General features: G+C 70.1%; 19 protein-coding genes and 1 pseudogene. 7 read left to right on the top strand and 13 right to left on the bottom strand.

Annotation, left to right across the window (positions count from 1 at the left end):
- Positions 1-85: 85 nt before the first annotated feature.
- The 3 genes from BMW85_RS14035 to BMW85_RS14025 form a co-directional block, all read right to left on the bottom strand.
- Positions 86-661 (bottom strand): TetR/AcrR family transcriptional regulator, encoded by a 576-nt coding sequence (locus tag BMW85_RS14035; protein ID WP_091081906.1) that lies wholly within the window; start codon positions 659-661, stop codon positions 86-88.
- Between the two features lie 61 nt (positions 662-722).
- Positions 723-1,493, bottom strand: coding sequence for a class I SAM-dependent methyltransferase (locus BMW85_RS14030; RefSeq protein ID WP_245774787.1), 771 nt, complete (start codon positions 1,491-1,493; stop codon positions 723-725).
- The gene (locus BMW85_RS14025) at positions 1,490-2,299 is read right to left on the bottom strand and encodes a sugar phosphate isomerase/epimerase family protein (protein WP_091081358.1); all 810 of its coding nucleotides are present in this window, start codon (positions 2,297-2,299) and stop codon (positions 1,490-1,492) included. Before BMW85_RS14025 ends, BMW85_RS14030 begins: the two co-directional genes overlap by 4 nt.
- A gap of 57 nt (positions 2,300-2,356) precedes the next feature.
- Here BMW85_RS14025 and BMW85_RS14020 point away from each other — a divergent pair, with 57 nt between their 5' ends.
- Positions 2,357-3,055 carry a class I SAM-dependent methyltransferase gene (locus BMW85_RS14020; RefSeq protein ID WP_091081357.1) on the top strand — a complete coding sequence of 233 codons (699 nt, stop codon included), beginning with the start codon at positions 2,357-2,359 and terminating at the stop codon, positions 3,053-3,055.
- A 70-nt stretch (positions 3,056-3,125) separates the two neighbouring features.
- On the opposite strand, the gene BMW85_RS14015 is transcribed toward BMW85_RS14020, so the two are convergent.
- Complete coding sequence (locus BMW85_RS14015) at positions 3,126-3,890, bottom strand: hypothetical protein (protein ID WP_091081355.1); 765 nt, start codon at positions 3,888-3,890, stop codon at positions 3,126-3,128.
- A gap of 344 nt (positions 3,891-4,234) precedes the next feature.
- On the opposite strand from BMW85_RS14015, the gene BMW85_RS14010 reads away from it, so the two are divergent.
- From BMW85_RS14010 to disA, 4 genes are all read left to right on the top strand, one after another.
- Positions 4,235-4,603, top strand: coding sequence for a MerR family transcriptional regulator (locus BMW85_RS14010; protein WP_091081354.1), 369 nt, complete (start codon positions 4,235-4,237; stop codon positions 4,601-4,603).
- 4 nt (positions 4,604-4,607) lie between these two features.
- Complete coding sequence (gene trxA / locus BMW85_RS14005; RefSeq protein ID WP_091081352.1) at positions 4,608-4,913, top strand: thioredoxin; 306 nt, start codon at positions 4,608-4,610, stop codon at positions 4,911-4,913.
- A 66-nt stretch (positions 4,914-4,979) separates the two neighbouring features.
- Positions 4,980-6,389, top strand: a complete 1,410-nt coding sequence (gene radA / locus BMW85_RS14000) for a DNA repair protein RadA (protein WP_091081351.1) — start codon at positions 4,980-4,982, stop codon at positions 6,387-6,389.
- 40 nt (positions 6,390-6,429) lie between these two features.
- Positions 6,430-7,506 carry a DNA integrity scanning diadenylate cyclase DisA gene (gene disA, locus BMW85_RS13995; protein WP_218155771.1) on the top strand — a complete coding sequence of 359 codons (1,077 nt, stop codon included), beginning with the start codon at positions 6,430-6,432 and terminating at the stop codon, positions 7,504-7,506.
- A gap of 161 nt (positions 7,507-7,667) precedes the next feature.
- On the opposite strand, the pseudogene BMW85_RS51025 reads toward disA, so the two are convergent.
- Together BMW85_RS51025 and BMW85_RS13985 are read right to left on the bottom strand one after the other, a co-directional pair.
- Positions 7,668-8,194 (bottom strand): annotated as a pseudogene (locus BMW85_RS51025) (Hsp70 family protein); the annotation flags it as partial.
- 336 nt (positions 8,195-8,530) lie between these two features.
- Complete coding sequence (locus BMW85_RS13985) at positions 8,531-9,214, bottom strand: hypothetical protein (RefSeq protein WP_245774786.1); 684 nt, start codon at positions 9,212-9,214, stop codon at positions 8,531-8,533.
- Positions 9,215-9,410: 196 nt separating this feature from the next.
- Between BMW85_RS13985 and BMW85_RS13980 the strand changes: the two genes are divergently transcribed.
- Positions 9,411-10,169 carry an HhH-GPD family protein gene (locus BMW85_RS13980; RefSeq protein WP_425434333.1) on the top strand — a complete coding sequence of 253 codons (759 nt, stop codon included), beginning with the start codon at positions 9,411-9,413 and terminating at the stop codon, positions 10,167-10,169.
- Positions 10,170-10,181: 12 nt separating this feature from the next.
- Here the strand turns inward: BMW85_RS13980 and BMW85_RS13975 are convergent, their stop codons facing one another.
- A complete protein-coding gene (locus BMW85_RS13975; RefSeq protein WP_245774784.1) occupies positions 10,182-10,598 on the bottom strand; it encodes a cupin domain-containing protein in 417 nt (138 codons plus the stop codon).
- 14 nt (positions 10,599-10,612) lie between these two features.
- Positions 10,613-10,990: a cupin domain-containing protein gene (locus tag BMW85_RS13970; protein WP_091081346.1), complete on the bottom strand. Its 378-nt coding sequence runs from the start codon at positions 10,988-10,990 to the stop codon at positions 10,613-10,615.
- A 64-nt stretch (positions 10,991-11,054) separates the two neighbouring features.
- On the opposite strand from BMW85_RS13970, the gene BMW85_RS13965 reads away from it, so the two are divergent.
- Positions 11,055-11,525: a MarR family winged helix-turn-helix transcriptional regulator gene (locus BMW85_RS13965; protein ID WP_177240672.1), complete on the top strand. Its 471-nt coding sequence runs from the start codon at positions 11,055-11,057 to the stop codon at positions 11,523-11,525.
- Positions 11,526-11,595: 70 nt separating this feature from the next.
- Here the strand turns inward: BMW85_RS13965 and BMW85_RS13960 are convergent, their stop codons facing one another.
- From BMW85_RS13960 to BMW85_RS49550, 5 genes are all read right to left on the bottom strand, one after another.
- Positions 11,596-12,534, bottom strand: coding sequence for a TIM barrel protein (locus BMW85_RS13960; protein ID WP_091081345.1), 939 nt, complete (start codon positions 12,532-12,534; stop codon positions 11,596-11,598).
- A gap of 481 nt (positions 12,535-13,015) precedes the next feature.
- Positions 13,016-15,517 carry an ATP-dependent Clp protease ATP-binding subunit gene (locus BMW85_RS13955; RefSeq protein WP_091081343.1) on the bottom strand — a complete coding sequence of 834 codons (2,502 nt, stop codon included), beginning with the start codon at positions 15,515-15,517 and terminating at the stop codon, positions 13,016-13,018.
- A gap of 870 nt (positions 15,518-16,387) precedes the next feature.
- Positions 16,388-16,720 (bottom strand): histone-like nucleoid-structuring protein Lsr2, encoded by a 333-nt coding sequence (locus BMW85_RS13950; RefSeq protein WP_091081341.1) that lies wholly within the window; start codon positions 16,718-16,720, stop codon positions 16,388-16,390.
- A 511-nt stretch (positions 16,721-17,231) separates the two neighbouring features.
- Complete coding sequence (locus BMW85_RS13945; protein ID WP_177240671.1) at positions 17,232-17,720, bottom strand: RDD family protein; 489 nt, start codon at positions 17,718-17,720, stop codon at positions 17,232-17,234.
- Positions 17,721-17,846: 126 nt separating this feature from the next.
- Positions 17,847-18,662 (bottom strand): RDD family protein (locus BMW85_RS49550; protein ID WP_091081337.1); only part of this gene is annotated, 816 nt, incomplete at its 5' end.

Below are 18,662 nucleotides of genomic sequence, written 5' to 3'. Positions count from 1 at the left end.
AGACCTCACCCTGGATCCTACCGGCGGGTAACATATCCAGGGTACGCGACATACCCTAAGGTTACAGGCCCTGTAGAACAATGCTCTAGCCTGTGAAGTACCTCTGCAGCGTCGGGGCGAGCAGCGCCACGAGCTCCTCCGGGTCCGCGCTCGCCATCGGCTCCAGCTTGAGGACATATCGGGCCATCACCACGCCGAACATCTGCGCGAAGGCGGCCTCGATCCGCAGGTGCGGCACCCCGAGCCGGTCGGCCACCTTGAACAGCAGCGCGTTGGTCATGAACTCGCGGAACATCCCCTGCGCCCGCTCGTTCGTCATCGCCGAGCGCAGCAGCGCCACCATCGGCTCACGGGTCTCCGGCGCGGCCGTCACCCGGAGGAGCAGGCGCACCAGCCGCTCCCCCACCTCCTCGCGCGGCCCCTCCAGCAGCTCGGGCAGGATCGTCTCCGGGCTCAGCGGCAGCCGCATGGCCGCCGCGAAGATGCCCTCTTTCGTGGCGAAATAGTGATGTACGAGCGCCGGATCGACGCTCGCCTCCCTGGCGATGCCACGCACGGTGGCCTTGTCGAACCCCTTCTCCGCGAACACCCGCCGGGCCGCCGTCAGGATCTCCCCACGCGTGTCCGCCGACCCGGGCCGCCGACCCGGGCCTCTGCTCATGGCCTCGCTCCGCGAGGCGGGCTCGGTCGCCATACGCCGCGGCTCATGGCCTGACCGCCCGTCACCGGCCCACCGCCAGGTAGACGCGCATCGGGACCGAGAGCATGCCCTCGGGGAACTCCCGGCGCAGCTCCGTCCGCTGCCGCTCCACCAGCGCGTCGGCCGCCTCCCGCGGCAGCGCCGCCATGTACGAGTGCGAGCGCAGGTCGAGCAGGAAGTCCTCGATGCCGACCAGGCGGGTCCACGGGAGCCACCGCTCGGCGATCACCTCGAAGGCCGCGGCGATCGGCGGCACCGCCCACTCCTCCACCGCCGGCCCCCAGTAGGCGGGCACCTCCTCGGCCAGCCGGGCCTCGTACGCGGCCAGCCAGCCCGCCTGGGCCGCGTGGTGCAGGTTCCAGCAGCCCACGATCGCCCCGTGGGACCGCAGCACCCGCCGGGCCTCGGCGATCGACGCCGCCGGGTCGAGCCAGTGCCACGACTGCCCGTACGTCACGAGGTCGGCCACCCCGTCGGCCACCGGCAGCGCGTTGCCGTCGCCCTGCACGGCGGCGACCAGCGGCGGCCCGCCGTCGGAGCGCGCCCGCAGCCGGGCCAGCATCACCGCGGCCGGGTCCACGGCGACCACGTGGGAGCCGCGCGCCCGCAGCGCCCGCGTGAGGATGCCGGTGCCCGCCCCGACGTCGACCGTCGTCGCGCCGTCGAGGTCCACGCCCGTGAGCTCGCACACCGCCCGGAACATCTCGTCGGGATAGCTGGGCCGCCCGGCCTCGTAGGCGTCGGCCACGCGGTCGAAGACCCCGCCCAGCTCCCGCATCGGACCGATGTTCATGTGGTGGCCGCCAGATGGAGCCGGGCGAAGGCCAGCCCCTCCGCCAGGTCGTCGATGCGCTCGGTGCGGCTGGCCGCCTTGCGGGTGTTGATCTCCAGCACGACCAGGCCGGAGTAGCCGGTGTTGGCCAGGCGCTCCAGGACTTGGGCGCACGGCTGGTTGCCCCGGCCGGGCACCAGGTGCTCGTCCTTGTTGGTCACGCCGAGGCCGTCGGCGAGGTGCAGGTGGGCGAGCCGGTCGCCGAGCTTGGTCGCCATCTCCATGGCGTCGGAGCCCGACACGGCCGTGTGCGACAGATCGAGCGTGATCTGCGGGAAGTCGTAGTCGATGGGGTTCCAGTCCGGCGCGTACGGCACCACGTCGCTCCCCCTGGCCCGCAACGGGAACATGTTCTCCACCGCGAATGTGACATTCGTCTCGTCACGCATCCTCGCGAGCCCGGTCTCGAACTCGCGGGCGTAGTCGCGCTGCCAGCGGAACGGCGGGTGGACGACGACCGCGGAGGCGCCGAGCCGTTCGGCCGCCTTCTGGGCCTTGAGCAGCTTGGCCCACGGGTCGCGTCCCCACACCCGCTGCGTGACCAGCAGGCAGGGAGCGTGGATCGCCAGCACGGGCACCTGATAGTGCTCGGAGAGCCGCTCGATCACGTCGATGTCCTGGCTCACGGGATCGGCTCCGACCATGATCTCCACACCGTCGTAGCCCAGGCGCGCGGCCAGCTCGAACGCGTCGGGAGTGCGTTCCGGATATACCGAGGCGGTGGACAATGCGATCTTCGCATTGGGCACGCGGATGACATCAGCCACGTTGCCAGCCTAAGCCGGAGAAGCCGATAAGGCGCGCGACGCCCTAGCGTTGAGGGCATGCCACGCATTGCGAGGGGGGCGATTCCGAGCCCGAACATCTGGAACACTCCGCAGGTCTACGAGTTGGAGAACCGCGCCGTCGATCCCGAGGGGGCCGCCGACGCGGCGATGCGCGCGGTGCGCCATTGGGACGGCGCCACCGTGCTCGACATCGGTTGCGGCACGGGCTACCACTTGCCCGGTCTCGCCGCGGTCGCCGCCCGCGCGATCGGCGTGGAGCCGCACGGCGACCTCGCCGCGCTGGCCCGCCGCCGCTGCGCCGCGCTCGCCAACGTGGACGTGCACGCCGCCGCGGCCCAGGATCTGCCGCTGCCGGACGCGAGCGTGGACGTGGCCATCGCGCGGTGGGCGTACTTCTTCGGGCCGGGCTGCGAGCCGGGGCTGCGTGAGCTGTCCCGGGTGCTGCGGCGCGGCGGCACCGCGTTCGTCATCGACCTGGACGCCACGCGTGGCGCGTTCGGCCGGTGGTTCTCGCGGACCGTGCCGACGTACTCGGCCCGGGAGGTCGAGGCGTTCTGGGACCGTCACGGCTGGCAGCGCCGCCCGCTCGACCTGCGCATGGCCTTCGAGCGCCGGGCCGATCTGGAGGCGGTGCTGCGCATCGAGTTCGCGCCCCAGGTGGCCGAGCAGGCCATCGCCGAGACCCCGGGCCTGGAGCTCGACTACCCGAACGTGCTCCGCTGGCGCCACTACTGAGCGCGTGGAGCCCCGGGCGGACGGGTCGTCCCCACGGAGGCTCCACGCGACCGCTCGCCACGGGCCGGGACTAGTTCCGGCACCCGGTGACGGGAGTACGTGAACAGTTGCTCGGGGTGTTGCCCAGCACGATCGCGTCCGTCAGCGTCGCGGCGGCGCGGCCGTTCTCGTTGTCGATGCCGCCAGGGGCGGTGGTCGCCTTGTTGTTGTTGACCACGCTGCGGGTGACGGTCACGGTGCCGGGAGCGAGATTCGCGATGCCTCCGCCGAGGGTGCCGGCCTCGTTGCGGGTGATGATGCTCTGGACCACCGAGAGAGTGCTGTCGTTCGCGATTCCGCCGCCTTTCTCCCCGGCGCGGTTGTCATTGATGACGGTGTTGGTGACCGTCATTCGCCCGTTGTTTCCCGCGCCGCCGCCGTTCCTGGTCGCGGAGTTACCTTGAATGATGCTGTTCGACACGTTCACGATGGTTCCGCCGACGGCGGCGATGCCACCGGAGAAGGTGGCCGTGTTTTTCTGGACGAGCACCGAGTCGAGGTTCGTGGTCCCGCTGTTGACCGCGACGGCCCCGCCGAATCCGCCAGGAGAGATCGTCGCGTCGCCTCCCCTGAGCCTCACGCGGTCGAGGGTGAAGTTGGCGTTGACGGTGAACAGACGGAACTTCGCCGTCGCGCTCCGCTGGATCGTGCTGTTGCGCCCATGGATGGTGAGGGGTCGGTTGATGGTCAGGCCGGTCGTGTTGATCGGGACGAAGGTGTTGTTGTTCAGGACGTAGGTGCAGCCGGGCGTCAGATTGAGCGTGGCGCCGGCCGCGGCGTTGCTGATCGCGTTCACCAGGGCGCTCCCGGAGCACGGCACGGTCGCCAGCGCGTTCGCCGCTGGCATTCCGGCCGTGAGCGCCGTGGCCGCGAGAATGGCGCCCCCGGCAGCCCGGTGGATCCTGTTTGCACGCATTTAATTGTTCCCCCGAATCGTACTGTTCGCGAAATGCGCAGTGATGAGCGTGAACGGTCATCCCCGGGGACGATCATCCTTACACGTATGACTTATCGGGCATGAAAGCAAAAGCGGGTCATATATGACAAGGGAGTTATTCAAGCTTGTGCGAAATCAGGAAAAGGTCCGGTCGCCGCGGGCCCTCTTCCCTTGACGCCGGTGTCAACGTTTACCGTGGGGGCATGCGCATCGGAGAGCTGGCGGAACGCACCGGGGCGAGCACCCGCTCGCTGCGGTACTACGAGCAGCACGGCCTGCTCCAGGCCCGGCGCGGCCCCAACGGCTACCGGCAGTACACCGAGCAGGACGTGAAGCTCGTCACCGAGATCCGCGCCCTGCTCGCGGTCGGGTTCTCCCTGGAGGACACCCGGCCGTTCGTGGACTGCCTGCGCAGAGGGCACAGCACAGGCGGCTCGTGCGCCGAGTCCGTCGAGGTTTACCAGCGCAAGCTCGACGAGATCGACGCCGAGATCCGCGTCCTGCTCGGCCGCCGCGCCGAGGTCGCCGCCCAGCTCGCGCAGTCGTGCCCAGGATGTTTCGTGAGGGGATGAAGTCATGATCACGCTGACCACCGAGAACTTCGAGGAGCAGGTGCTCAAGAGCGACCGGCCGGTGCTGGTCGACTTCTGGGCCGAATGGTGCGGGCCGTGCCGGATGGTGGCGCCCGTGCTGGAGCAGATCGAGGCCGAGCGCGGCCTGACCATCGGCAAGCTCAACACCGACGAGAACCCCGAGATCATGGCCAAGTACGGCGTCATGGGCATCCCGACGCTGCTGCTGTTCGAGAACGGCGAGCCGGTCAAGCGGGTCGTCGGCGCCAAGCCGAAGCGCCTCCTGGAGGCCGACCTCGGCCTGATCTAGCGCGGGCTGCCGAGGCTCGGGCTGTCGGGACGCGGACTGTCGGGGCGCGGCGCTAGCCTGCTCGGCATGGCGAAGACGTCTGCCCCGAAGCCCGGTTACCGCTGCGCCGAGTGCGGATGGCGCACCACCAAGTGGGTCGGCCGGTGCGGCGAGTGCCAGGCATGGGGCACGGTCGACGCGGAGGGCGGCCGGGCCGGCGTCACCATCGTCCAGGGCGGCGCCACCACCGCGCCCGCCCTGCCGATCGGCCAGGTCAAGGCCGAGATCGCCACGGCCCGCACCACCGGGGTGAGCGAGCTCGACAGGGTGCTCGGCGGCGGCCTGGTCGCCGGCGCGGTCGTGCTGCTGGCCGGCGAGCCCGGCATCGGCAAGTCCACGCTGCTGCTGGAGGCCGCCGCCCGCATCGCCGAGCGCGAGACCGTCCTCTACGTCACCGGCGAGGAGTCCGCCGCCCAGGTGCGGCTGCGCGCCGACCGCATCGGCGCCATCCAGCCCCAGCTCTACCTCGCCGCGGAGACCGAGCTGTCGGCGCTGGTCACCCACGTCGAGAAGGTCGAGCCCACGCTGCTCGTCGTCGACTCGGTGCAGACGATCGGCTCCGCGCAGGCCACCGGCGTGCCCGGCGGCGTCACCCAGGTCCGCGAGGTCGCGGCCAACCTCGTACGCCTGGCCAAGGAGCGCAACATGGCCACCGTCCTCGTCGGCCACGTCACCAAGGAAGGCTCCATCGCCGGCCCCCGCACCCTGGAGCACCTGGTCGACGTCGTGCTCAACTTCGAGGGCGACCGCTACTCCCGGCTCCGCATGGTCCGCGCGATCAAGAACAGGTTCGGCCCCACCGACGAGGTCGGCTGCTTCGACCTGCACGAGCGCGGCATCGAGGGCATCACCGACCCCAGCGGCCTGTTCGTCTCCCGGCGCAGCGAGCCGGTGCCCGGCACCTGCGTCACCGTGACGGTCGAGGGCACCCGGCCGCTGCCCGCCGAGGTGCAGGCCCTGGTGGCGCGCACCGAGGCGCAGCAGCCCCGGCGCACCTCCTCGGGCCTCGACACCTACCGCGTTCAGATGATCCTCGCCGTCCTGGAGCGGCGGCTCAACGCCCGGCTCGGCGGCTGCGACGTCTTCACCGCCACCGTCGGCGGCATCAAGCTGGCCGACCCGGCGGTCGATCTGTCGGTCATGCTCGCGGTGGCGAGCGCGGCCGGCGACAAGCCGTTGCCCGCCGGGCTGGTGGCGCTCGGCGAGGTCGGCCTGGCCGGCGAGCTGCGGCCGGTCAAGGACGTCCGCAGACGGCTCACCGAGGCCGCGCGGCTCGGCTTCAAGCGGGCGCTCGTTCCCGCCGGCTCGCTGGAGGACGGCACCCGCAGGCACAAGGGCCAGCGCGCGCTCGTCCCCGTCGGGCCCGTGGCGTTCGCCCCCGGGTTCGAGGTCGTTCAGGCGGAGAACGTCTGGGACGCACTCACACACGTCACATAGCGCCGCTAAGCTGGGCGTGACCGATCGACACGGGGGTCAGGTGGATAGGAGTCTGGACGACCGCCGGCGCGAAGCTCTGGCGGCGGTGGCGCCGGGCACGCCCCTGCGCGACGGCCTGGAGCGCATCCTGCGCGGTTCCACCGGCGGGCTGATCGTCCTCGGCTACAACGCCGACGTCGAAGCGGTCTGCAGCGGCGGGTTCACCCTCGACGTCGACTTCTCCGCGACCCGGCTGCGCGAGCTCGCCAAGATGGACGGCGCCATCGTGATCAGCGGCGACGACAAGATCGTACGCGCCGCCGTGCACCTCGTGCCCGATCCGTCCATCCCCACCGACGAGTCAGGCACCCGCCACCGCACCGCCCAGCGCGTGGCCCGGCAGACCGGGCTGCCCATCATCGCGATCAGCAAGTCGATGCGCATCATCGCCCTCTACCTCGACGGCATCCGCTACGTCCTGGAGGAGTCCGCGGCCATCCTGTCCAAGGCCAACCAGGCCCTGGCCACGCTCGAACGCTACAAGCACCGCCTCGACGAGGTCTCCGGCACGCTGTCGGCCCTGGAGATCGAGGACCTCGTCACCGTCCGCGACGTCGCCGCCGTGGCGCAGCGGCTGGAGATGGTGCGGCGCATCTCCGACGAGATCAAGGGCTACGTCGTCGAGCTCGGCACCGACGGGCGGCTGCTGTCCCTGCAGCTCGACGAGCTGGTGGCCGGGGTCGACTCCGAGCGGGAGCTGGTCGTGCGCGACTACCTCCCCACGCCCTCGGGCCGGCGCCACAAGCGGCTGCCCGAGGCCATGCACGACCTCGACCAGCTCTCCGGCACCGACCTGCTCGACCTGTCCGCGGTCGCCCACGTCCTGGGGCACCACGGGGCCGACAAGCTCGACAGCCCGGTCAGCCCGCGCGGCTTCCGGCTGCTCGCCAAGGTCCCCCGCCTGCCCGCCACCGTCGTCGACCGGCTGGTCAACCACTTCGGCGGGCTGCAGAAGCTGCTCGCGGCCAGCATCGACGACCTGCAGGCCGTGGGCGGGGTCGGCGAGTCCCGTGCGCGCAGCGTCCGCGAGGGTCTGTCCCGCCTCGCCGAGTCCTCGATCCTCGAACGCTACGTCTGAGCGGGCAGCAGGGCTTCGGCCGTAGGGCGCGAGGCACAGCGGGACGACACCGTCACCGACCGGCGCTCCCCGGTGCCGAGATCCTGGGCGGAGACGGGGACGATGCCGTTGGCGTCGATCTCGTCCGGGTCGGCGCCCCTGTAGGGCTCCTTGTCGGTGAGCTCCTTGACCAGGTCGATGACGGCGGGCATGCGGGGGTCGCCGGCCGTGGCCCTGACCACGATCATGCCGTCGCCTGCTTCGATCAGCGACACGTCGAGGGTGCCTCCGCCCAGGTCGAGCACGAGCACGTTCTCCTCGTCCCGGTCCAGGCCGTAGGCCAGCGCCCCGCTCACCGAGGTACGCCTCGGCGTCGCGCACCAGCTTCCGCAGGACGAAAGCGGTTGATCTGCTGCGGGGTGAACGTCCTGCCGTCGATCTCGATCGTCGCTCCCCCGCTCAGGTGGCGCGGGACCGAACGGATCGTCCGCCCGGCATCGGTGACCGCCTGCCGCCTGGCGGCCTCCCCGACCAGGACCTCGCCGTTCCCGGCGAAGGCGACCACGGACGGCGTGGCCCGTAAGCCCTCCGCGCCGGCGACGACGGTGGGCCTGCCACCCCGGAGGACCGCGACGACGGAGCCGGTCGTCCCGAGGTCGATCCCCACGCTCCGGCTCCCGGACGAGGGGCGGCGTCCGGCCGTCCGCAGGGCGTGGGCGACATCGGCGGCGGAGGCGGGGACGGCGGTGATGTTGCGATGGTTGAGGCGCGCGGCCGCCCTGCCCTCGCGCCGGAAGCGCGCCAGAGCCGCGTCGTGCAGGCGGTCGTCGCCCAGCAGGCCGGTCCGCAGCAGCTTGATCGCCACCGGCCGGTCCAGCGTCCGGTCGACGCCCCGCCACACCCCGCCCATCCCGCCCCGGCCGAGCAGCAGCTCCAGCCGGTAGCGGCCGGCCAGTTCCGTACCGGCTCGCACCTGCCACCTCCGCGCCCCGGATCAGGAGAACCGTCGTGAAACGGTACCGCCCGAAGGGGCTCGGCGACGGGGTCAGCGGAGATGGAAGACGCCCTTGGGGCTGCGCAGCTTGCCGAAGCGGGCGGTGGCGACGTACGTGCCGGGCAGCGCGGCCGGCGCCGTGGAGCGGCAGTCGGCGCTGGAGCGCTTCCTGTCCCAGTTCAGCGACCGCACGTACGGCACCCCGCGCTGCAGCTCGGCCACGTCCTCGTCGGCCCCGCTCACGCAGTCGGCCGTCGACCAGATGCGGTCCTGGCCGGACATGATGCGGATCTCCATGGCACGCGGACCGACGTCGGCCCTGCACATCACGGGCCCCGTGTTGACGAGCGTGACGATGAAGGACGGCCGGGAGCCGCCCGCGTAGATCTGGTCCTTGCCGCCCTGCAGGCTGAGCACGAGGTCCTCGTCGGCGCAGGGCGCGCCCGCCTTCCTGACGCGGCTGGGCGACGGGCTCGGCCGTCGGGCGCTGGGCGTGGGCGAGGGGGTGGCGGTGCCCATGGCGAGCGTACGCAGCCCCGCCAGCAGCGGATCGACCGCCGGGGAGACGCTGGGCGAGACCTTGACCTCCGAGGAGCTCTGCTCCGGCCCGCCCTTGCCCCCGCTGGAGCACGCCCATGCCACGACGGCCACCACGACGAGCACCGCCACCAGCACGCTCATCCGGCGCCGCCAGTAAACGTCACCGCCGTCGCCACGCATCGTCTCCGAATCCATAGGGTCTAGCATGGTAACCAGAAGGTCACTCAGGGTGACGACACGCCGAGAGCATTCCCATAGGCATACCCTTGTCGGCGTGGTTGAGCCTCATCTTCTGCACAACGCTGTCCTCAGTTGGTACGAAGACAACGCAAGAGACCTCCCCTGGCGGGCCGCCGACGCCACGCCCTGGGGCGTGCTGGTCAGCGAGATCATGTTGCAGCAGACCCCGGTCGTCCGCGTCCTGCCGATCTGGCAGGAGTGGATGGAACGCTGGCCCACCCCGAAGGATCTCGCGGCCGCACAGCCGGGCGAGGCGGTCCGGCACTGGGGAAGGCTGGGCTACCCGCGGCGGGCGCTGCGCCTGCACGCCTGCGCCCGGGCCATCACCGACGAGCACGGCGGCGAGGTGCCCGCCGATCACGCGACACTGCTGGCCCTGCCGGGCATCGGCGAGTACACCGCCGCCGCGGTCACCAGCTTCGCCTACGGCGGACGGCACGCGGTGCTGGACACCAACGTCCGGAGGGTGCTCGCCAGGGCCGTACGCGCGGAGGAGTACCCTCCCACGGCCACCTCCGCGGCCGAGCGGCGGCTCGCCGAGGCCCTGCTGCCCGAGCTGGGCGCGGCCCGCTGGGGTGTGGCGGTGATGGAGCTGGGCGCCCTGGTGTGCTCGGCCCGCGCGCCGCGCTGCGCCGACTGCCCCATCGCGGACGTGTGCGCCTGGCGGCTGGCGGGCAAGCCGCCGCACACCGGCCCCGCGCGCAAGGGCCAGACCTACGCCGGCACCGACCGCCAGTGCCGGGGGCGGCTGCTGGCGGTGCTGCGCGCGGCCCACGGTCCGGTGCCGAAGGCGGCGCTGGACGTGGTGTGGGACGACGCGGTCCAGCGCGAACGCGCCCTGGACGGCCTCATCGCCGACGGCCTGGCCGAAGCCCTCGACGACGACACCTACCGCCTCCCCCACGCCTGACCCGGAGGGGGGTCAGCTCACCCAGGGCGGGACCAGGCGTTCGGAGCCCTTGGGGGCGAGGTCGCAGGCGTCCGGGGCGGACGTGCCGTCCGGGTTGTAGACCTTCGTCCCGGCCGGGGCGGTCACGATCGAGACGAAGCCGCGCACCGGATCGGCGAGCATTCGCCGGCTCACGTCCGCGGGCAGCACCATCGTGTCCCCCGCCGCGACCTCGTGGCGCCCCTCGCCCAGCTCCACCACCGCGGCTCCGTCGAGCCACGTCCACAGCACCTCGGCGTCGAAGGCGTGCACCGGCCCCTCCATGCCGGGACGGGCGTCCACCCGCCACACGGCCTGCTCCGCCCGCCCCTGCGTCGGGGAGGCGAGCGTGGTCATCACGCCGTTGGGCGTCTCGGTGCGCCGGCACTCGGCGTTCGGCACGACAGCCACGTGCGTCCTCCCTTTCACGCGATCCACGGCGGGGTGCCGAGGTCGGCCCCGTCGGCGGACATGGCACGGGCGCCGGCCCGGGCGGTGACGACGGCGGTATAGCCGGCGTCCGGCCCGGCGGTGACCCGGCGCGGCGTGCGCGCCGGCATGACGACGGTGTCGCCCGCCGCCACGGCGAAGCTCTCCTCGCCGAGCTCGACGGTCGCCGTCCCGTCGAGCCAGCTCCACACCTGCTCGACGTCGAAGTCGTGCAGCGGCCCCGCCACGCCGGGCTTGGCCTCCACCCGCCAGAGCGACCGGCCGGCCGCCCCTTGGGTGGGCGAGGCGAAGGTCGTCATGACCCCGCCGGGTGTCTCGGTACGCCGCGCGTCGGCGGCACGAATGACGGTCATGCGGGAAACCCCTTAAGATAGGCAACCACGTTGTCCATCAACATAGTCAATCAGGTTGTCTATTGTGTCAAGCGACGCCCCTGGGTTCGAGTTGCCGCTGCGCCTGCTGCTGGCGTTCCGGGCGCTCATCGACGAGCTGCACGCCGAGCTGTCCCGGCAGGGACATCCCGACATCAGACCCATGCACGGATTCGTCATGCAGGCCATCGGCCCAGGCGGCACCACGGCCGTCGAGCTGGGCCGCGCGCTGGGCGTCTCCAAACAGGCGGCCGGCAAGACCGTCGAGTCGCTGGAGCGCGTCGGCTACGTGGAGCGCGCCACCGACCCGCACGACAGCCGGCGCAAGATTGTACGGCTGACGCCGTACGGGATGGACGCGCTCCACCGCTCGGCCCGCATCTTCGACGACCTCCGCGCCCGCTGGGCCGCCGAGCTGGGCGTGGAGCGACTGCGGGCGCTGGAGGCCGACCTGCGCAAGGTCACGCCGGCCAATCCGTGGCGGCTGGACACACCCGGCTGGTTCACCTCCCTCTGAGCGAGGGAGGTGAGGGCGAGAGAGGTGAGGGCGAGAGAGGTGAAGGCGGGGAAGGTCAGGGCGAGGGAGGTCAGGCGGCCAGTTGGAGGCCCAGGCCGGTCAGGTTGCTGCGGGCCCAGTCCAGCTCCTCGGCCAGCATCGACACCAGCGCCCCCGGCCCCTTGGCGCGTCCCGGCACGGCCAGGTTGTGCGTCTCGACCTCGATGTGCGCGCTGCCGCTGACCGCGCCCGACAGCATGGCCGTCAGCGTGTCGTGCAGCACCTCGCCGGTGCTGGACGTCCGGCCGGTGTGGTTGTGCACGTGGCCGAGCTTGACGACCGGCGCCCCGGCCGCCGCGAGGTTCTTGAGCGCCGCGCCCGGCCCCTCGTCCTCGGAGGCGAGGTGGCAGGCGTCCAGGCACACGCCGAGGTGCTCGGAGTCGATGCCCCCGACCCGCTCCAGCGCCTGCTCGGTGGTCTCCAGCACGCAGCCGGGCCACGGCTCGAAGCCGACGCGGATCGTCTTGCCGGTGACGCTGTGGATGCCGCGCAGCTCGCGGGCCAGCCGCTCCAGGCGGCGGGTGGCGATGGTGTGCAGGTCGGCCGGCCAGTCACGCCGCCAGCCGATCGGTATCGTCGAGATGCTGCCGAAACGTACGTCCTCGGGCAGCAGGAACGCGAGGATGCGGGCCAGCGCCATCGTGTAGCGATAGCGCTCGGGCTTGGCCCAGTCGGGGCCGGGCACCTCCTGGTTGCGGCCGCCGGTGCCGTTGAGGCTCACGACTTCCAGGCCGCGCTCCTCCAGCGAGCGGCGCAGCCGGACGAGCTCGATGCGGTCGGCGGTGAGGTGGTCGGCGACGCTCGGCGCCAGCCACAGTCCGATGCCCATCCGCTCCACGCCGAGCCGCTTGCGCACCGGCACGGCGTAACGAGTGAGATGGGCGATCAGGTTCTCCAGGTCTTCAGCGGGATGGACGCCTGCGTTGTAGGCGAGGTGAACGAGCGTTCCGTCATCGTGACGCAGGCGCATCGGTTTCCTCCACGGCTTGCTTATGTGTGTCCGTCGCCCGCCTCGGACGTGCCGGACCTCGTCGAGCATGCCTGCTCGCGGGTCCCGCCGGCGTCCGCCCAGAGTTGATTCCTGACTACTCCCCGGGGAGCAGGCCCCCACGTTAGGGGCGCGCTCTTGCGGCTCACTTGGATGAGACTTGGCTCTACTCTACGCAGTGTAGTACTACCACCGGTGGCGGGATACCCGGTCATCCAACAATTACGCAACGAAGTGGTGACCACAGGCGCGTCACGGGCGAGCCGTCGCCGGAAAAGGGCGCTGACCGGCCCCAGAAGCCACGGAGAGCGCTCCCCGACCTGGTTGGCGCCCAACTCCTCACGTCCGCGACCTGGAACGCCACACGATGCCACAGAGCGCCGCACCCCGGAGACGCGAAAAGCTCCCGTGTGACGAAGCACACGGGAGCTCTCCGGTCACGCCGGCGCCGGAGCGCCGGGTGTCAGTGCTGGATCGGAGCCGCGATGGCCGCCGCCGAGTCGGGCACCTTCGAGGACGTCTCGCCCCGGAAGATGAACTTGGCCTCGTCGCCCTCGCCCTCGATCGTCACCTTCACGACCTGCCCCGGACGGAGCTCGCCGTAGAGGATCTTCTCCGACAGGGAGTCCTCCAGCTCGCGCTGGATGGTCCGGCGCAGCGGCCGGGCGCCCATCACGGGGTCGTAGCCGCGGTCGGCCAGCAGCTGCTTGGCCTCCTTCGAGACCTCGAGCCCCATGTCGCGGTCCTTCAGCCTCGCGTCGACCTGGGCGAGCATCAGATCCACGATCTGAATGATCTCGACCGGCGTGAGCTGGTGGAAGACCACGATGTCGTCGACACGGTTGAGGAACTCGGGCCGGAAGTGCTGCTTGAGCTCCTCCTGGACCTTCGCCTTCATCCGCTCGTAGTTGGACTCGGTGTCGTTGGACTTCGCGAACCCGACCCCGATGCCCTTGGAGATGTCACGGGTGCCGAGGTTGGTGGTCATGATGATGACCGTGTTCTTGAAGTCGACCACACGACCCTGGGCGTCGGTCAGGCGACCGTCCTCCAGGATCTGCAGCAGCGAGTTGAAGATGTCGGGGTGGGCCTTCTCGATCTCGTCGAACAGGACCACGGAGAACGGCTTGCGCCGCACCTTCTCGGTGAGCTGGCCGCCCTCCTCGTAGCCGACGTAGCCGGGAGGCGAGCCGAACAGCCGGGAGACGGTGTGCTTCTCCATGAACTCCGACATGTCCAGGCTGATCAGCGCGTCCTCGTCACCGAAGAGGAACTCCGCCAGAGCCTTGGACAGCTCGGTCTTGCCGACGCCGGAGGGGCCGGCGAAGATGAACGAGCCACCGGGACGGCGCGGGTCCTTCAGCCCGGCGCGGGTGCGCCGGATGGACCGCGACAGGCCCTTGATGGCGTCGTCCTGGCCGATGATCCGCTTGTGGAGCTCGTCCTCCATACGGAGCAGGCGCTGCGACTCCTCCTCGGTCAGCTTGAAGACCGGGATGCCGGTGGCCGTCGCCAGGACCTCGGCGATGAGCTCCTGGGTGACCTCGGCCACGACGTCCATGTCGCCGGCCTTCCACTCCTTCTCCCGGCGCTCGCGCTTGAGCTGGAGCTGCTTCTCCTGGTCGCGGAGAGCGGCGGCCTTCTCGAAGTCCTGCGCGTCGATCGCGGACTCCTTGTCGCGACGCACGTTGGCGATCTTCTCGTCGTACTCGCGCAGGTCCGGCGGAGCGGTCATCCGGCGGATGCGCATCCGGGAGCCGGCCTCGTCGATGAGGTCGATCGCCTTGTCGGGCAGGTAGCGGTCGCTGATGTAGCGGTCGGCCAGCTGCGCCGCGGCCACCAGCGCGTCGTCCGTGATGGACACGCGGTGGTGCGCCTCGTAGCGGTCACGCAGACCCTTGAGGATCTCGATCGTGTGGCTGAGCGAGGGCTCGGCCACCTGGATCGGCTGGAAGCGGCGCTCCAGCGCGGCGTCCTTCTCAAGGTATTTGCGGTATTCGTCGAGCGTGGTCGCGCCGATCGTCTGCAGCTCGCCGCGGGCCAGCATCGGCTTGAGGATGCTGGCGGCGTCGATCGCGCCCTCGGCGGCGCCCGCACCCACGAGCGTGTGCAGCTCGTCGATGAACAGGATGATGTCGCCGCGCGTGCGGATCTCCTTGAGCACCTTCTTCAGGCGCTCTTCGAAGTCGCCGCGGTAACGGGAGCCGGCGACCAGGGCGCCGAGGTCAAGCGTGTAGAGCTGCTTGTCCTTCAGCGTCTCGGGCACCTCGCCCCTGACGATCTTCTGCGACAGGCCCTCGACGACGGCGGTCTTGCCGACGCCGGGCTCGCCGATGAGAACGGGGTTGTTCTTGGTCCTCCGGGAGAGGACCTGCATGACCCGCTCGATCTCCTTCTCCCGGCCGATGACCGGATCCAGCTTGCCCTCACGGGCCGCCTGGGTCAGGTTGCGGCCGAACTGGTCGAGCACCAAGGACGTGGACGGGGCCGACTCCTGGGGGCCGCCCGCGGCCGCCGGCTCCTTGCCCTGGTAACCGTGCAGCAACTGGATCACCTGCTGCCGGACACGGTTGAGATCAGCTCCAAGCTTGACCAGCACCTGGGCAGCCACACCCTCACCCTCACGGATGAGCCCGAGCAGGATGTGCTCGGTGCCGATGTAGTTGTGGCCCAGCTGCAGAGCCTCACGGAGCGACAGCTCGAGGACCTTCTTGGCCCGCGGGGTGAAGGGAATGTGCCCCGACGGAGCCGACTGGCCCTGGCCGATGATCTCCTCGACCTGCTGGCGCACACCCTCAAGGCTGATGCCCAGGCTCTCCAGAGCCTTGGCGGCAACGCCCTCACCTTCGTGGATCAAACCAAGAAGAATGTGCTCAGTGCCGATGTAGTTGTGGTTGAGCATCCTGGCCTCTTCTTGGGCCAAGACGACAACACGCCTCGCTCGGTCGGTGAACCTCTCGAACATCTCGTCGCTCCTCACAGAGCGGTCAGTCAGGGCCGGTAAATCCGGTCCCGTCCTCCCGCATGCTAGCCCTGGCTCGGCGAACCGTGCCCACTCGCCTCTGACACGCTCTATAGCAGAGACGTTCCCCGAGAGCAGGGCGTTCACCCTCTATCCAACTACTGTTCGGGGGTCACGTGTTCCCGATACGCCGCAAGCGAACGATGTTTAGGCCGCTACGGGGAGACGACACCGAATTGCCGCCGCGACGTATGCAGATCGACACGGATCAGCCGCCGGACGCCCGGGCCTGCCGCCCGTCGAAGGGGCCGTGCCCGCCGCATCACCGATGATGCCGCGTCCGTTTCTCGTGCGTAATCATCCTATGTCGTGCGGCGTGGATGGCCAAGCGCGGTCACTACGCCCCGAGCATGACCCGGCACCTACCGCTCCCGTCGCTAATGCTCATCCGGTCAGCCGGGTTACCGGCCTCATCACGCGGACGCGGGTGGACCGGGCATTGTGCGCACCCGCCCCGCCAAGCCGGTTTAGCCCCGCCTCTCGCAGGGGCTTCCCAGCTTTTACTCAGGAACACCGCGAGGAACGCGGCGGAGGAGCCCGCCCGCATGCCCCGAGGGAACGGGCCACAGCGGCCTTTCTGCATTGGAGCAGGCCGGGGACGCCGCTTCACATATGCGGGCGCGGCCGGCGAATCCACGGCCGACACCGGCCGCGACAGCCGACCAAAACGCCCGCATATGTGAGCGCATCAGCAGATCGTCCTCCGGGGCGTTCCGGCATTTGAGACGCCCCTGAATACGATCATGCGCTTATGGCGGCCGCCGGGGTCCAAGGCGAACGGCATAAGCGCACGGTCGAGCGACGACGACTCTTTCAGTGAGCCGCCTCGTACTTCTCGACGACGGTGGAGGCGATGCGGCCGCGCTCGCTGACCGGCAGACCGTGGGCCTTGGCCCACTGCCGGATCTCGGAGCTCTTCTCCCGGGTCATCGCACGGCTGCCGCCGCGGGTGCGACGACGCGTGGTGGTGGCGCCCGCCCGGCGCGCGTGCTGCACGAAAGGCGAGAGCGCGTCCCTCAGCTTCTTGGCGTTAAGGTCGCTGAGGTCAATCTCATAGGAGGAGCCGTCAATAGCGAAGCTGACCGTCTCATTGGCCTCGCCCCCATCGAGGTCATCGATGAGAATCTCCTGGATGTGCTTGGCCATCTACGAATCCTTTCGCGGGCATTGTTTCATTCGCCAGCCCAAACATATACCCGAAAAGGCGCGGAGACAATTCAGCACAGCGGGGATTCGGCTGACTGGCCGATCAGTTCTGCTCTTCGGCAGGCTGCTGAGCCTTAGCCCGCCGCCCGGCGCCCTCGTGGCGGACCAACTTCACCACGCCAAAGATGAAGGCTCCGGCGACCACGGCCGGGGGGATGAGCGCTGACAATACATCTGTTACGGCTTCCATTCGTCCTCGCCTCCACGGCTGACGGGGTTTGGGGGGCGCTATATGCGCCCGGGGCCGCTGCCCGGAGGAGCGTGACCCCAGTGCAGCGTACGGCGACAACCGCCCGCAACTGACCATAGCGGCACACACATGCCCTGCGAGTCTCAGGGGCGCCGACATCCGGCAACACCGGACGCCCCATAGCCTAATGGCAGTCTCTCCAGAGTCCTTACCGGATCAAGCGGAAATTTTGCGAAAGACATCCGCCCAGGTGCGGAAGGCTCAGCGAAGATCTTTTACCACGCGTGTTCCGGCCAGACGATCGTGCGGACCGCGCTCCAGCGGCTTGTCCATCAGGATCAGCAGCCCCACCGCGAACAGCAGCATTCCGGCCAGGAGATTGACCACCGGAATGCCGATCAGCATGAGCGGGCCCGGATAGACCAGGGCCCGTTTCAGCGCCGCCCCGGACGTCGGGACCTCGGGGATCAGGCGAATCCGCATGATCGCCTTGCCGAACGTGCGGCCGCCGCGGGAATGGGCCCACCAGTCGTAGGCGGTATAACCGGCCCCGGCGAGCAGCGCGGCGCCCAGACCGGGCAACCTGCCGTCCAACAGCTCCAACATCCCGACAGTCCGGAAGACACCCCAGAGCGCGATGAACAGAATGTAATAGAAGACGCCGAGGACGAGCGCTTCAATCAGCCGGGCGCCGAGGCGTTCCCACCATTCCGCCGGCAGCGTGTCCGCTCGCGGCGCGGTCCCGGCCATAACCTCCACCTCGCGTCGTCGGCGACCCCGAATGGGGAGTGCGGGTGTCACCATTCTGGTACGCCCCGGCGGGCAAAACATAGGGGCCGGCGGTAAGCCGGCCCCCAGGTTCGCGTCCCGCGCGGACTACTTGATCTTCACGACCACCGTACGCGCGAACTTGTCGGCGAACGTCTGCTGCAACGGCTTGTCCCAGAGCTGGGAAGCGCCGTTGAGACCCACGCCCACGAAGGCGAGCAGCCCGCCGAGCACCGGGATGAAGTTGAGCGCGTAGTAGCCCCACGTGCCGGCGGCCCGCTTGATCGCCATGTCGGTCGACAGGCCCTTGGGGATGGGCTGGCCGACGGGGACGGCCTTGATGCCCATCACCATCTTGCCGACGGTCTGGCCGCTCATCTTCAGGAGGAAGAAGTCGTAGGCCACCCAGAGGGCCGTCGAGATCACCGCCGACAGGAGGCTGACGACGAACGGCGAGGCGATGCCGCTGGAGCTGCCGTCCTGCGAGCTGTAGCTCGCCAGGAGGAAGAGGCCGAGGATCAGGCCCACGACGAAGCTGACAATGAACAGGATGACGCCGTCGATCAGCCTTGCCACCAGGCGCTGCCACCACTCGGCGAGCGGGGCGGGCGCTCCGGGCGGCTGGACGCCGACCGGCTGGCCGTAACCGGGCTGCCCGTAGCCCTGCTGCTGGCCGTAGCCCTGCTGACCGTAGCCCTGCTGACCGTACTGCTGGTCACCGTACTGGGGCTGCTGGCCGTACTGGGGCTGCTGGCCGTAGCCCGGCTGGGACTGGCCCTGCTGGCCGTAGCCCTGACCGTAGTCAGGCTGGGACTGCGGCTGCTGACCGTACTGCGGCTGCTGGCCGTAGCCCTGGCCGTAGTCGGGCTGCGACTGCTGCTGCTGACCGTACTGGGGCTGCTGGCCGTAGTCGGGCTGGGACTG

This window comes from Nonomuraea wenchangensis (genome assembly GCF_900111685.1).
Taxonomy (GTDB): Bacteria; Actinomycetota; Actinomycetes; order Streptosporangiales; family Streptosporangiaceae; genus Nonomuraea; species Nonomuraea wenchangensis.
Note: the sequence above shows the minus strand (reverse complement) of the source record. Positions and strands in the feature narration are given on the sequence as shown.

Bases quoted from the DNA above. Each gene is read 5' to 3' on its own strand.
- BMW85_RS14035 (WP_091081906.1), bottom strand. From the start codon at position 661: ATGAGCAGAGGCCCGGGTCGGCGGCCCGGGTCGGCGGACACGCGTGGG.
- BMW85_RS14030 (WP_245774787.1), bottom strand. From the start codon at position 1,493: ATGAACATCGGTCCGATGCGGGAGCTGGGCGGGGTCTTCGACCGCGTG.
- BMW85_RS14020 (WP_091081357.1), top strand. From the start codon at position 2,357: ATGCCACGCATTGCGAGGGGGGCGATTCCGAGCCCGAACATCTGGAAC.
- BMW85_RS14010 (WP_091081354.1), top strand. From the start codon at position 4,235: ATGCGCATCGGAGAGCTGGCGGAACGCACCGGGGCGAGCACCCGCTCG.
- trxA (WP_091081352.1), top strand. From the start codon at position 4,608: ATGATCACGCTGACCACCGAGAACTTCGAGGAGCAGGTGCTCAAGAGC.
- radA (WP_091081351.1), top strand. From the start codon at position 4,980: ATGGCGAAGACGTCTGCCCCGAAGCCCGGTTACCGCTGCGCCGAGTGC.
- BMW85_RS13985 (WP_245774786.1), bottom strand. From the start codon at position 9,214: ATGGATTCGGAGACGATGCGTGGCGACGGCGGTGACGTTTACTGGCGG.
- BMW85_RS13980 (WP_425434333.1), top strand. From the start codon at position 9,411: ATGTTGCAGCAGACCCCGGTCGTCCGCGTCCTGCCGATCTGGCAGGAG.
- BMW85_RS13970 (WP_091081346.1), bottom strand. From the start codon at position 10,990: ATGACCGTCATTCGTGCCGCCGACGCGCGGCGTACCGAGACACCCGGC.
- BMW85_RS13960 (WP_091081345.1), bottom strand. From the start codon at position 12,534: ATGCGCCTGCGTCACGATGACGGAACGCTCGTTCACCTCGCCTACAAC.
- BMW85_RS13955 (WP_091081343.1), bottom strand. From the start codon at position 15,517: ATGTTCGAGAGGTTCACCGACCGAGCGAGGCGTGTTGTCGTCTTGGCC.
- BMW85_RS13950 (WP_091081341.1), bottom strand. From the start codon at position 16,720: ATGGCCAAGCACATCCAGGAGATTCTCATCGATGACCTCGATGGGGGC.
- BMW85_RS13945 (WP_177240671.1), bottom strand. From the start codon at position 17,720: ATGGCCGGGACCGCGCCGCGAGCGGACACGCTGCCGGCGGAATGGTGG.